The organism is Mycobacteriales bacterium, from assembly GCA_036497565.1.
In the GTDB taxonomy this organism is placed as follows: domain Bacteria; phylum Actinomycetota; class Actinomycetes; order Mycobacteriales; family QHCD01; genus DASXJE01.
In genome coordinates, this window is the sequence record DASXJE010000018.1 from 61,030 (window position 1) to 74,587 (window position 13,558).

The 13,558-nt window shown below is 71.4% G+C and carries 11 protein-coding genes, 2 tRNA genes and 1 pseudogene; 11 read left to right on the forward strand and 3 right to left on the reverse strand.

The features are described 5' to 3' along the window. Positions 1–80 precede the first annotated feature (80 nt). The 6 genes and pseudogenes from VGH85_01685 (at position 81) to cimA (ending at position 6,041) form a co-directional block, all read left to right on the forward strand. Positions 81–413: pseudogene (locus VGH85_01685) on the forward strand (YciI family protein). 89 nt (positions 414–502) lie between these two features. Further along, on the forward strand, positions 503–1,702 hold the full coding sequence (locus tag VGH85_01690; GenBank protein ID HEY2172501.1) for a sigma-70 family RNA polymerase sigma factor: 1,200 nt from the start codon (positions 503–505) through the stop codon (positions 1,700–1,702). Positions 1,703–1,706: 4 nt separating this feature from the next. Next, positions 1,707–2,408: a GNAT family protein gene (locus tag VGH85_01695; protein ID HEY2172502.1), complete on the forward strand. Its 702-nt coding sequence runs from the start codon at positions 1,707–1,709 to the stop codon at positions 2,406–2,408. A 37-nt stretch (positions 2,409–2,445) separates the two neighbouring features. Then, on the forward strand, positions 2,446–3,531 hold the full coding sequence (locus VGH85_01700) for an S-(hydroxymethyl)mycothiol dehydrogenase (protein ID HEY2172503.1): 1,086 nt from the start codon (positions 2,446–2,448) through the stop codon (positions 3,529–3,531). Then, on the forward strand, positions 3,528–4,148 hold the full coding sequence (locus tag VGH85_01705; GenBank protein ID HEY2172504.1) for an MBL fold metallo-hydrolase: 621 nt from the start codon (positions 3,528–3,530) through the stop codon (positions 4,146–4,148). Before VGH85_01700 ends, VGH85_01705 begins: the two co-directional genes overlap by 4 nt. 312 nt (positions 4,149–4,460) lie before the next feature. Then, on the forward strand, positions 4,461–6,041 hold the full coding sequence (gene cimA / locus VGH85_01710; GenBank protein HEY2172505.1) for a citramalate synthase: 1,581 nt from the start codon (positions 4,461–4,463) through the stop codon (positions 6,039–6,041). Here cimA and VGH85_01715 read toward each other — a convergent pair. Further along, entirely contained in the window at positions 6,014–6,313 is a 300-nt protein-coding gene (locus VGH85_01715) for a hypothetical protein (GenBank protein ID HEY2172506.1), read from the reverse strand. The two genes, cimA and VGH85_01715, sit on opposite strands and share 28 nt — an antisense overlap. A 98-nt stretch (positions 6,314–6,411) precedes the next feature. On the opposite strand from VGH85_01715, the gene VGH85_01720 reads away from it, so the two are divergent. The 5 genes from VGH85_01720 (at position 6,412) to VGH85_01740 (ending at position 10,321) form a co-directional block, all read left to right on the forward strand. Beyond that, complete coding sequence (locus tag VGH85_01720; GenBank protein ID HEY2172507.1) at positions 6,412–7,194, forward strand: fumarylacetoacetate hydrolase family protein; 783 nt, start codon at positions 6,412–6,414, stop codon at positions 7,192–7,194. Then, positions 7,191–8,675: a glutamate--tRNA ligase gene (gltX, locus tag VGH85_01725; GenBank protein ID HEY2172508.1), complete on the forward strand. Its 1,485-nt coding sequence runs from the start codon at positions 7,191–7,193 to the stop codon at positions 8,673–8,675. Before VGH85_01720 ends, gltX begins: the two co-directional genes overlap by 4 nt. A 96-nt stretch (positions 8,676–8,771) precedes the next feature. Then, positions 8,772–8,843, forward strand: a tRNA-Gln gene (locus tag VGH85_01730). 21 nt (positions 8,844–8,864) lie between these two features. Then, positions 8,865–8,937 (forward strand) — tRNA-Glu (locus tag VGH85_01735). Between the two features lie 214 nt (positions 8,938–9,151). Then, positions 9,152–10,321 (forward strand): M15 family metallopeptidase, encoded by a 1,170-nt coding sequence (locus VGH85_01740; protein HEY2172509.1) that lies wholly within the window; start codon positions 9,152–9,154, stop codon positions 10,319–10,321. A gap of 23 nt (positions 10,322–10,344) precedes the next feature. On the opposite strand, the gene VGH85_01745 is transcribed toward VGH85_01740, so the two are convergent. Next, the gene (locus tag VGH85_01745) at positions 10,345–11,076 is read right to left on the reverse strand and encodes a YcnI family protein (protein ID HEY2172510.1); all 732 of its coding nucleotides are present in this window, start codon (positions 11,074–11,076) and stop codon (positions 10,345–10,347) included. A gap of 35 nt (positions 11,077–11,111) precedes the next feature. Continuing rightward, positions 11,112–13,538, reverse strand: a complete 2,427-nt coding sequence (locus tag VGH85_01750; protein HEY2172511.1) for a copper resistance protein CopC — start codon at positions 13,536–13,538, stop codon at positions 11,112–11,114. Positions 13,539–13,558: the final 20 nt, after the last annotated feature.

Here is a 13,558-nt window from a genome sequence, read left to right on the forward strand (position 1 = left end):
GGTGTCGATACGGCGCGATGCCGTCCGTCGGTACTAGTGAGAGGCCCGGCACGCGGGCCACGGAGTAAGGGGACAGCGCTATGGCGGAGTACCTGATCCTTATCTACGGCGACGAGCAGGTGTGGAGCAAAGCCACCGAGGCCGAGTTGGAACAGCTCATGAAGGGCCACATGGCCTTCGGCGAGAAGCACCACGATGTCCTGCGCGGCGGCAATGCCCTGCAGTCCACGCAGACCGCGACGTCGATCCGCAGAAACGGCTCGGGCGCTGCGGCGGTCACCGACGGCGCATTCGCCGAGACGAAAGAAGCCCTCGGCGGCTACTACCTCGTCGAGGCCGCGAACCTCGACGACGCGCTGGCGATCGCCAAGGACGTTCCGGCCGACCACGGCGGCGTCGAGGTCCGCCCGATCCAGGTTTTCGACTGACCGGCACCGCACTACCTGTTGATCCGGGGGTCGCGGCTGCGGTCGCGGACGCGCACCGTCGCGAGTGGGCATTCGTGCTCGCGGCGACGGTGCGCGTCACCCGGGATCTTGATCTGGCCGAGGAGTGCGTGCAGGACGCGTATGCCCAGGCCCTGGTGACGTGGGGGGACCGGGGGATACCGGACAACTGCGGGGGCTGGCTCACCACCGTCGCCCGGCGTAAGGCGCTGGATCTCCTCCGCCGCGACGCGACGCTACGACGCACCCTTCCACTGCTGCTCGACGACCAGGTCGAGGCCGGCCCGGACGACGTCGTCTCGACGGAACACGAGATCGTCGACGACCGGCTGCGGCTGGTTTTCACCTGCTGCCACCCGGCGATCGCCCAGGAGGCGCAGGTCGCGCTGACCCTCCGCCTGCTCTGCGGGTTGACCACTGCGGAGGTCGCCCGCGCCTTCCTGGTCGGTACGCCGACGATGGCCGCCCGGCTCACGCGGGCGAAGAAGAAGATCGCCGCCGCGCGCATCCCCTACCGCGTGCCGCCGGCCGAGGAGTTGCCGGCCCGCATCGACTCGGTCCTCACCGTCGTACATCTGCTCTTCACCACCGGCCACACCGCGCCTGCGGGCGCCGACCTGATCCGTCGCGACCTCGTCGAGCGCGCGCTCGACCTCGCCCGGATGCTCCGGACGCTGCTGCCCGCCGACCCCGACGTGGCCGGCCTGCTGGCGCTGATCCTGCTGACGGACGCGAGACGTGACGCCCGCGTCGCCGACGACGGCCGCATGCTGCTGCTCGCCGAGCAGGATCGCACCCGGTGGGACCGGGGCGCGATCACCGAGGGCGTGGCGTTGGTGCGCGAAGCGCTCCGGAGCCGGCCACCCGGGCGGTTCGCGCTGATGGCGGCGATCGCGGCCGTGCATTGCGAGGCTCCGAGCTGGCCGGACACCGACTGGCGTGAGGTGGTGGCGCTCTACGACCTGCTGGTCGCGCTCTGGCCGTCCCCGGTCGTCGCGCTCAACCGGGCCGCCGCCGTCGGGCTCGCCGACGGACCCGCGGCCGGTCTCGCCGCGCTGGACGCGCTCGCCGACGAGCCGCAGCTCGCGGGTTACAGCTACCTCGCCGCGGCACGGGCGGACTTCCTGCGCCGGCTCGGCCGTCCCGCGGAGGCGAAAGAGGCCTACGCAGAGGCCCTGCTGCTGACCGAGAACGCCGTAGAACGGGACTTCCTCACCGCGCGGGTCGACGAGCTCGACCGCAGCCGGCCGGATTAACCGGGTGACGGCCCGGACGGACATCCGCGACACTGCGACCATGTTGTCCCAGCACTGGCCGCTCGCCGACCTGCGTCTCCGCACGCCGCGACTGGAGCTGTTCCTGCCGTCCCTCGGGCAGCTGGCCGACCTTGCCGACCTGGCCGCCGAAGGCATCCACGACCCGGCGTTCATGCCGTTCCTGCAGCCGTGGACCGACGAGTCGCCCGAGCAGCGCGCCCGCGGCACGATCCAGTACCACTGGCGGCAGTGGGCCTCCTGGACGCCGCAGCGGTGGAGCCTCGAACTCGTCGTCGCCCGGGACGGTGTCGTCGTCGGGACCCAGAGCATCGGCGGCAACGACTTCGGCGTGCTGCGCGAGGTGGGCACCGGCTCGTGGCTCGGCCGGAAGTACCACGGGGAGGGGATCGGCACCGAGATGCGGGCCGCCGTCCTGCATCTGGCTTTTGCCGGACTCGGCGCGCACTGGGCCAACTCCGGTGCCTTCGCCGACAACGCCGCGTCGCTCGCCGTCTCCCGCAAGCTCGGTTACGTCGAGAACGGCTATTCGCGTCACGTACGGCGCGGCGAACCCGTCGACGAGGTGGGATTCCGGATGAGTCGCGCCGACTGGGAGAGCCATCGCCGTACTCCGGTGGAGATCGACGGGCTCGAACCATGTCTGCCGATGTTCGGTCTCGGCGGCGCCGAGGAGACGGCGCGGTAGCCTCGCCGGGAGTCGAGATCCCATGGCGGAGGTGCCGATGAGCCAGCAAGTGCGTGGAGTCGTCGCTCGGAGCAAGGGTGCGGCGGTCACGACGGAGACGATCGTGATCCCCGACCCCGGCCCCGGCGAGGCCGTGGTGCGGGTGCAGGCGTGCGGTGTGTGTCACACCGACCTGCACTACCGCGAGGGCGCGATCACCGACGACTTCCCGTTCCTGCTCGGCCACGAGGCGGCCGGAATCGTCGAGACGGTCGGCGACGGCGTCGACACCGTCGCACCGGGCGACTACGTCGTCATCGCCTGGCGGGCGCCGTGCGGGCACTGCCGCGCGTGCCTGCGGGGCCGGCCCTGGTACTGCTTCGACAGCCTCAACGCCAAGCAGCCGATGACGCTCGCCGACGGCACGCCGCTGACCGCCGCCCTCGGCATCGGCGCGTTCGCCGACAAGACGCTCGTCGCGGCCAAGCAGTGCGTGCCGGTCGACCCGGCCGCCCGGCCCGAGGCGGCCGGACTGGTCGGCTGCGGCGTGATGGCGGGCTACGGCGCCGCCGTCAACACCGGCGGAGTACGGCAGGGCGACACCGTGGCGGTCATCGGCTGCGGCGGGGTCGGCGCAGCAGCCATCGCCGGTGCGTCGATCGCGGCCGCCCGCACGGTAATCGCGGTCGACGTCGACCAGGCAAAGCTCGAGACGGCGCGAAAGTTCGGCGCCACCCACACCGTCGATGCCAGCTCCGAGGACGTCGTGTCGCGCATCCGCGAGCTCACCGGCGGCTTCGGCGCCGACGTCGTCGTGGAGGCGGTCGGCCGCCCCGAGACCTACAAGCAGGCTTTCCTCGCCCGCGACCACGCCGGGACGCTGGTGCAGGTCGGCGTACCCGATCCGACGATGCGGGTCGACCTCGGCATGATCGATCTCTTCGGGCGCGGCGGTGCGCTGAAGTCGTCCTGGTACGGCGACTGCCTGCCCACCCGCGACTTCCCGACGTTGATCAACCTCTATCTCGCCGGCCGGCTCGACCTCGACGGCTTCGTCAGCGAGACGATCGCGCTCGACGAGGTGGAGCAGGCCTTCGACAAGATGAAGGCCGGCAAGGTGCTCCGCTCGGTCGTCGTGCTGTGATCCGCGCCGAACGCGTGGTGACGTCCGGGATCTTTTCCCTGGACGGGCAGGACTTCGAGGTGGACAACAACGTCTGGCTGGTCGGCGACGACGACGAGGTCGTGGTGGTCGACGCCGCCCACGACGCCGGCCCGATCCTCGACGCGATCGAGGACCGGCGGGTGCGGCTGATCGCCTGCACGCACGGGCACAACGACCACATCAACGCCGCGCGCGACGTGCAGGCGGCGACCCGGGCACCGATCGCGGTGCATCCGGCCGACCGGATGCTCTGGGACGACGTGTATCCCGACGCCGGTCCGGACACCGATCTCAGCGACGGGCAGGAGATCCCGATCGCCGGGTCGACGCTGACCGTGCTGCACACCCCGGGCCACTCGCCGGGCTCGGTGAGCCTGCGTGGCGGGCGACTGCTCTTCTCCGGCGACACCCTCTTCGCCGGCGGGCCGGGCGCGACGGGCCGGTCGTACTCCGACTTCGACACGATCATCGCCTCGATCCAGGACCGGTTGCTCACGCTGCCGCGCGACACGATCGTGCACACCGGCCACGGCGACGACACGACGATCGGCACCGAGGCGCCGCACCTGGCCGACTGGATCGCCCGCGGCCACTGACCACCGCCTTCGCCCCCCGGCCTGCCTCCTTTTCCCGCTCCCGTTTTTCATGATCGTGATCGGAAATAGCCGCGAAACGCCGAACAAATCCGATCACGATCATGAAAAGGCGGAGGCCTGGAAAGGGGGGTACGGGCGGGGCGGCGTCTCACGATGCGGGATGCCTTGTCCATCGCGCGGCTGCTGTGCGAGACTCGTCGGCGTGCACCACCACGTCATCATTAGCACCTAGCGCGCTCGCGATTTTGCCGCCAGCGCGCAGACCTCCCGCACCCGCGGGAGGTCTTTTTCGTTGAAGGGGCTTCTGCCACCATGACTGACGATCGGTTCCACCTATTCGACACGACCTTGCGCGACGGGGCGCAGCGCGAGGGCATTTCGTATTCGGTGACCGACAAGCTCGCGGTCGCCCGGCTCCTCGACGAGCTCGGTGTGGGCTTCATCGAAGGCGGCTGGCCCGGAGCGATGCCGAAGGACACCGAGTTCTTCGCGCGGGCGGCCGGGGGCGAACTGTCCCTGCGCAACGCCCAGTTGGTGGCCTTCGGCGCAACGAGGAAGGCCGGCGTGCCGGTCAAGGAGGACGCCCAGGTGCGGGCCCTGCTCGACGCCCAGACGCCGGTGGTCACCCTGGTCGCCAAGTCACACGTACGCCACGTCACCGAGGCGCTGCGCACCACGCGCGAGGAAAATCTCGCCATGGTCGGAGACACCGTCGCCTTCCTCGTCTCCGAGGGCCGCCGGGTCTTCCTCGACTGCGAGCATTTCTTCGACGGGTACGCCGCCGACCACGACTACGGCGTGCAGGTGCTCGAGGCGGCTTTCCGCGCCGGTGCCGACGTCGGCGTGCTCTGCGACACCAACGGCGGCATGCTGCCGATGGGCATCCACGACGTGGTCGCCGAGGTGCTGCAGCGCACCGGCGGCCGGATCGGGATCCACTGCCAGGACGACACCGCCTGCGCCGTCGCCAACACCTTGGCCGCGGTCGACGCGGGCGCCACCCACGCCCAGTGCACCGCCAACGGCTACGGCGAGCGCGCCGGCAACGCCGACCTGTTCGGCGTGATGGGCGGGCTGGTGATGAAGATGGGCTACACCGACATCGTTCCCGAAGGGTGTCTGTCGGAGATGGTCCGCGTGTCCCACGCCATCGCCGAGATCGCCAACATCGCGCCCAACACCCACCAGGCCTACGTCGGCACCAGCGCCTTCGCGCACAAGGCCGGCCTGCACGCCAGCGCGATCAAGGTGAGCCCGGAGCTCTACAACCACATGGAGCCGGAGCTGGTCGGCAACGACATGCGGGTGCTGGTCACCGAGATGGCCGGGCGGGCCAGCGTCGAGCTCAAGGGGCGCGAGCTCGGGATCGACCTCGCCGGCCGGCCCGAGACGGTCGGTCGGGTCGTCGACCGGGTCAAGGATCTCGAGGCCGGTGGCTGGTCGTTCGAGGCCGCCGACGCGTCGTTCGAGCTGATGGTCCGCGACGAACTCGGCGAGCGCACCCGACCTTTCACCGTCGAGTCCTACCGGGTGATCGTCGACCGCACCGCCGACGGCACGGTGGCCAGCGAGGCGACGGTGCGGCTCTACGCCAAGGGGGAGCGGGTCGTCGCCACCGGCGAGGGCGCCGGGCCGGTCAACGCGCTCGACCGCGCGCTGCGGTTGGCGCTCGAGCGGATCCACCCCGAGCTCGCCGGTCTGGAACTCGTCGACTACAAGGTGCGCATCCTGGAAGGCCGGCACGGCAGCGACGCGGTCACCCGGGTCCTCGTCGGTACCGGCGACGGGACGCAGGAATGGACCACGGTCGGCGTACACGAAAACGTCATCGAGGCATCCTGGCTCGCCCTCGACGACGCGGTGCGTTACGGGCTGCTGCGCTCGTCGGCCTGATCGGAGCCGGCCGAGGCGCCCGCGGCGGCCTGCGCGCACGCGCCGGCGCCGCAGTTGCACCCGGCGCAGCCGGCGGGCGGTGCGGTGCGGATGGTGGCGCGCGAGGCGACCGCCGGAAGCCTCGTGGTCGCGTAGCCGGCCAGCAGCCCGAGCAGGAGGAACGGCACGCCGAGCACCCGGGTGACGGTCGGGCCGCCGGTGGCCCACGGCAGGATGCCGGCGACGAGGAGTACGGCGGTCAGGGCGCCCAGCCGCACACGTGCGGCGGTCACCGGTCGACCTCGGGGGAGGCAGTCACCCGGTCAGTGTCCCAGCATGCCGCCGGTAGGCTCGACGGCGACCCCGTACCCCCGCCCGCAGAGGAGTCGTCGTGCGCATCGCCCGGTTCGCCCACCCTGAGGGGTTCGCCTTCGGCGTGGTCGGCGCGGGTGATCCGGCGACCGACTCGCTGACCGTCGCCGAGGTGGCCGAACACCCCTTCGGCCCGGTATCGCTCACCGGTCGGCAGTGGCCGCTGGCCGACGTCCGCCTGCTGGCGCCGATGCTGCCGACCAAGGTGGTCTGCATCGGGAAGAACTACGCCGACCATGTGCGCGAGATGGGCGGGGACGAACCGCCCGCCGCGCCGGTCCTCTTCATCAAGCCGTCGACCTCGGTCGTCGGCCCCAACGACCCGATCCGGCTGCCGGCCGACGCCGGGCGGGTCGACTTCGAGGGTGAACTCGCCGCGGTGATCGGCGGCGTCGTCCGCGATGCGCCGGTCGAGAAGGCGCTCGACTCGGTCCTCGGCTACACCTGCGCCAACGACGTCACCGCCCGCGACCAGCAGCGCAGCGACGGCCAGTGGACCCGGGCCAAGGGCCACGACACCTTCTGCCCGCTCGGTCCGTGGGTCGAGACGACCGTCGACCCGGCCGACCTCGCGCTCCGCACCACGCTCGACGGCGAGGAGCGGCAGAACTCGCGCACCTCGCTGCTGCTGCACGACGTCGCCGGCCTGGTGTCCTTCGTCTCCCACGTCATGACGCTGCTGCCCGGCGACGTCGTCCTCACCGGTACGCCGGCCGGGGTCGGCCCGATGACCGCCGGCCAGACGGTCACGGTGAGCATCGACGGGATCGGCACCCTGAGCAATCCGGTGACGACCCGATGAGCGAGCCGGTCCGGGTCCGCTTCCCCCCGTCGCCCACCGGCGACCTCCACGTCGGCAACGTCCGCTCCGCGCTGTTCAACTACGCGTTCGCGCGGCACAACGGCGGCGCATTCGTCCTGCGGATCGAGGACACCGACCTGGTCCGCAGCACCGAGGCGTCCTACCGCGGCCTGCTCGACGACCTGCGGTGGCTCGGTCTCGACTGGGACGAGGGGCCCGAGGCCGGCGGACCCTACGGGCCCTACCGGCAGTCCGAGCGCGGCGGCCTCTACGCCGACGTCGCCGCGCGGCTGCGCGACGCCGGTTTCGCCTACCCGTGCTACTGCACGCCGGCCGAGGTGGAGGCGCGGACGAAGGCGGCCGGGCGCCCGCCCGGCTACGACGGCCACTGCCGTGACCTCAGCGAGGAGCAGCGCGCGGCGTACGACGCCGAGGGCCGCTCGTCGGTGCTGCGCTTCCGGATGCCCGACGAGGCCATCACGTTCACCGACCTGATCCGCGGGCCGGTCCGGTTCGAGCCCGAGCACGTCCCGGACTACGTCCTGGTCCGCAGCGACGATTCCCCGCTCTACACCCTCACCAACCCGACCGACGACGCGATGCAGCGGATCAGCCACGTGCTGCGCGGCGAGGATCTGCTCTCCTCGACGCCGCGCCAGATTCCGCTGCACCGGGCGCTGCGGGAGCTCGGCCTCACCGATGCGCCGATGCCGGAGTTCGGCCATCTGCCGTTCGTGCTGGGGGAGGGCAACCAGCGGCTGTCCAAGCGCAAGACGCCGGAGGCGTCGCTGCAGTTCGTCCGGGAGCAGGGCTACCTGCCCGAGGCGGTCCTCAACTATCTCGCCCTGCTCGGCTGGTCCTTCGGCGACGACCGGGAGCTGTTCAGCCTCGACGAGATGTGCCGCGCATTCAGCCTCGAGCGGGTCAACGCCAACCCGGCCCGCTTCGACGCCCGCAAGCTGCAGGCGATCAACGGGATCAAGGTGCGCGAGCTCTCGCCCGCGGACTTCATCGGCCGGATCGCCCCGTTCCTCGAGCGGGCCGAGCTGATCGCGAACCCGCCGACCGACGCGCAGCGGCAGTTGCTGCAGGAGGCGACACCGCTGATCCAGGAGCGGGTCAACCTGCTCGGCGACGCCGTACCGATGCTCGACTTCCTCCTGGTCGATGAGGACCGCTTCGCGATCGACCCCGATGCGGCCGCCAAGCAGCTGCAGCCGGAAAGCCTTCCCACCCTCGAGGCGGCCCAGGCGGCGCTGGCGAGTGTCGAGGAGTGGACAGCGGACAATCTGCAGGATGCGCTGCGTATGGCGCTGGTCGACGGGCTGGGACTCAAGCCGCGGCGCGCGTTCGGTCCGGTCCGGGTCGCGGTGACCGGGCGCACCGTGTCACCCCCGTTGTTCGAGTCGGTGCAGATCCTCGGTCGGCCTCGCACGACGCGGCGGTTGAGCGCCGCGATCGACTCGATCCGTGCGGAGTAGCCGGCCACCACGGCGGGTTTGGGTGCGGGAATCGCCGTCCGGTATCGTCATGGCGGTACACGGCAGGGGAGCCGCCAGCCCCCACGCCGTCAGCATTGGGGTATGGGGTAATTGGCAGCCCGACTGGTTCTGGTCCAGTTAGTCTAGGTTCGAGTCCTGGTACCCCAGCGCCGTTCACGTATCACCTAGGGCCCCGTCGTCTAGCGGCCTAGGACACCGCCCTCTCAAGGCGGCGGCGCCGGTTCGAATCCGGTCGGGGCTACCCTGCACCACCGCCCGCGTTTCCTCGTCGAGTCCCGGCGGGACGCGGGCGTTCGCGTATCTCCGGCCGGTCCGGTGCACCCTGTCCCCGCCTCCCGGTCCGGCCGACATCGTCCCTAGTGCCGTTTTGCCCCAAAGGGCAGAACGAGCGCCTAGCCTCACACTATGTCATCAACTCAATACGCAGCGTCACCATCGGCCGTCTGGGCGAGGCCATGACCGCCCGCAGGCGGGTGCTGGTGGTCGCGGTGGCGGCGATGATCGCCGGACTCGTCGCCGGGTTGATGAGCGTCACCTCGGCGTCGGCCGCGACCGGGGCCGGCTCACCGCGGCAGGCGGCGCCGTACGTGCCGGGAACGGACGGGCACCTCCCGAACCACCCCGGCGGCATCAAACCGAACCAGGCCGGTGACCCGACCGGGTCGCACTTCGGCCAGTACGACCCGGGCGCGTGGGGATGGCAGTGGGCGGGCGGATCGATCCCGTTCTCCTTCCAGGGTCACTCCTTCCCGCAGGGCGTCGCCAATGCCGACATCGCCACCATCGACACGAAGATCCTCAGCATCATCGTGCCGCGGATGCGCGAGCGGCTGTGCTACCAGGGCGACTGCTGGGGCTATGAGGTCCGCAACATCGCCGGCTCGTCGTCGCACTCCTTCCACGGCTACGGTCTCGCCATCGACGTCAACGCCGCGACCAACGGGCAGACCACCGCACCGATGTCCACCAGCACGACCACCCTGCCGCTGGACACCGGCGCACTGATCCGGCCCTACGGCGCGGAATGGGGCGGCGACTGGTCCTCGGACTCCCCCCGCGACCCGATGCACATCGAGATCCACCTCTCACCTGCCGGCGCGGCAGGCGTGGCGGCCAACATCCGGGCCGGCGGCCCGCTCAAGGGCCCGGCGTACGCCCACTTCGGCTCGACCGTGACTCTGACCGGGGCGGCGACGGCCAACACGAACACGACGGTCTGGCTGCACCGGCGTGGCAAGGACGGCTATGTCGCCCACACCGTCGCAGTCAACAGCTTCGGGGTGTGGAGCCTGCGTTACCTCGCCTCCGACGACTACCGCTACCACGTGACGACCTCGGGGCATCTGCACGAAGGGCTGACCCAGATCGACACCACCCTCAGTGGGCCGGCGCACGCCGCGCGCAACTCGAGGGTGACCATCACGGGCACCGGCCGGCCGTCGACCACCTTGAACCTGCGGTTCCACAAGCAGAACACCGTCGGTTATACAGCCGGACGCACCGTCCAGGTGACCGGCAACGGCGTATGGAGCAGCAGCTATGTCGCCACCGACGACTACCGCTACTACACCACCGACAACACCACCGGAAAGCCCTCCAACTTCGGGCTGACCCAGGTCGGCTGACCCGGCCAGCTGGCCCGGCTGGGTCACCGCACGATGCGGCCGCGGCGCAGGGCAAGCACGCCGGCGGCCACGCCGAGCACGGCGATCACCAGCGCGATGATCGACAGCGTGAGTGCCGTACCGGAGCCGGAGGCCGCGGGCGGCGCGGACGCCACGTGGGACTCGCCTGCGGTGGTGCCGGCCTCCGGCGTCGTTCCCGCAGGAGTGAGAGACAGGGTGGGCGCGGGGTGCTCGGGCTCGGGAGCACCCGGTGCCGCGACCTGGATCCACCGCACGACGGTGCCGTTGCTGTAGGTCTGTAGGGCGGGGAACTGCAGCGACGTGGTCTTGGGCAGTGGCTCGGCGGAGATCGAGAACTCGCCGAACTCGCCGGGCTTGATCGCGCTCGCCGCGGAGTCGGCCTTCCAGGCGATCTCGGTCACCGCGGTGGTGACCGGTCCGTCGTCGGTCTGGATCGGCTTGGCCAGCTTCGCGGTGGTCACCCGGAAGGACCACCCGGGCTGCGGCTGCACCGCCACGCTGGCGATCGGGGTGGCCCGCGGGAGGGCGACGCGCAACGCGGTCGTCGAGGCGTTGTCCACCTCCGTCGGCACCCGGAAGGTGATCTTGGCGGACCCGCCCTGGGTCGCGGTGTCCGCGTGCACCGTGACATGCGCGGAGGCGGGTACGGCGGCGACCACCACCAAGGTCAGTGCGGCGAGAGCGACCAGCCCGAGCCGGGTGAGCGAGCGGGCGGGGTTGCGATGTGCGGCCATGAGCCCTTCCTTCGGAAGCCTGTCCTGGATCGGTGTCACTGCACGGGAATGGCGACGCGAAAGGTGGTCGCATCGAATGCGGAGGTCTGCACGCTGACATCGAGATCCCATCGGCCTGACACGGCAAAACTCGTCATGGCCATCGCCTGCCCGGGGGCACTGCGGGTGAAGTGCACCGGCACGGGACCGACGTGGTGCGCCGGCAGGGACAACGCGCCGGTGACCTGCTGAATGGGTTGCCGCCGGCCGGATGGCGTGTCGGCGCGTAGCTGGATCATCGCCATACCGGTGCGCGCCGGATCGACCGTCACCTGGAGGCGAGTCTGCGCGGCAGCGACGGTGGTCTGGAAGTGGGGTGCGTAGGTCTCTTTCGCCTGCGCGGTGTTCACCAGGATCGTGCTCAGCACCAGTACCGCCAGTCCGATCACGACCTCGCCGACCAGGCCGCGCCGGAGCCCTGCAAGTGGGATGCGCGCCGGCTCGGCGTGCCGCGTCGCCGGCGGCGGGTCGACGACCGGCGGTACCGGACCGTCGGCGTGCGCGACGAGCCGTGGCGCGAACCAGCGCACGGGATTGGTATCGAGGTAGTACCGGTGCACCCAGCGTCGGGCCAGGTTTCCGAGCCCGATCAGGACGAGGAAGCCGCCCATCTTCGCGAGCAGCAGCCTGCCGTAGACGGTGTCGACCAGAGCCGGCCAGGACCCGACCTCACGCCAGGACTGGAAGACGCCGGTCGCCGCGATCAGGACCACGGCGGTGAAGGCCAGCCGCGAGTAGCGCGGGAGGACGACGGCCAGGTCGGCGGCCCGAGACCGGACGGCGAGACAGTCCACGAGCAGCGCCAGACCGCCTATCCAGACGGCGATCGCGGCCAGATGGACGACGTCGCTGGTCAACGTCAACCCGCTCAACGTGTCGTCGGCGGCGTGCCCGGAGACCGCGAAGGTCACCAGGATGGCCACCGAGACCGCGAGACCCGCGCCGAGCAGCCACCGCGGCGGTTGTCGCTGTGCCGGGCCCGCCGGGGCACCGGCGCTCACGGTCACCGGGCGCCGGGAGAACGCGAGCCCCAGCAGCGCCGCGAGCATCAGCAGCAGGGTGATCCGGGTCATCGAGGCCGTCCCGAACCGGGTCTCGATCGTGGTGGACAGCAGCCGGGAATCGAACAGCTGCCCGAGCCCGGCACCGGCTCCGTAAGGCCCCTGCAGGAGCAGGCCACCAGCGCTACCGGCGACCAGCAGGCCCCACCCGGTCCACACCAGGACCCGGGCCCGACGTACCCGCCGACCCGCCGGCCACAACGCGAACAGCACCACCGCGCTGCCGAGCCCGAGCACGATCCCGACGAACCCAGCCAGCCGCGTCGCGCCCAGCAGTACGCCGACGGTGGTGCTCCCGCCGCCACTACTGACCGCCGTACCGGCGACCGCACTGGAATGTCCGACCGAGAACGTGAAGCCGCCCGAGACGGGGTGCGAATCGGCCGAGATCACCCGCCAGGTGACGGTGTAGGTACCCGGCGGCAAGGCGGGCCGGAGGGATACGCCGACCGAGTCGGCGCGGCCGTCGGGATGATCGACCGCACCTTGGTCGACCCGGCGCAGCCGGTCGTCGTAGACCCGTACGGCGCCGGGGGGAACGATCACCGGCTCGCCGAAGCGGAGCGCGACCGCCTGTGGCGCGGTGCGGACGATCGAGCCGTCGGCTGGGCTGGTGCTCTCCAGCACCGCGTGTGCACCGGCTGGGCGGCTGACCGCGCCCACCGCGACCGCGCTGCCGGCACCGATGATGAGCAGCGCCGCGGCGGCCCGCCCGCGCAGCCGACCGGGCGATGCGGTCGCCGGATTCCGCTTGTGCCGGGCGGGAGCAGAACCGTGGCCGGACTCGCCTCGGGCGATCAGCCACAGCAACACGCACCCGGCGACGGCGAGCAGGTGCGGCGCCTCCTCGCTCACCTGGGTCCGCCCGGCGGCGAGATCGATCCCGGCCGTCGCGACCAGCGCAACGGCGGCGACACCCACCAGCGGCGCCATGCCCGCCGCGCGGGCGGGACGGAAGACCGCGACGAGGAAGCCGACCGCCAACGCGAGGTCGAACGACCCCAGCTCGTGCGCCACGTGCATCGGCGTCGAGTGGTCGTGGCCGAGGACGAGCACCGGGATCGTCACGGCGAGCTGCGCCGCCGCGATCACCGCCAGGCCGATCCGGGCCCGCCGCCGACCGGGCGACGGCACCGGGTCGTCGGCGGCGAGAACCGCGGCAGCGATGTCCTCGGCACGATCGGGTACGCCGTCGGTCGCAGTGAGGCGGGCCCGCCGGGTCGCCGCGGCCGCGGCGGAGCGCCATTCCCGGCAGGCGCCGCACGCGTCGAGGTGCCCGCGCAGGTCGCTCAGCGGCACTGCCGGGTCCGCACCGTCCAGCTGCGCCGAGGTCGCCTCGCGCGCTTTCTCACACGTCAGCACACGCAGATAGTCGTCCGCCG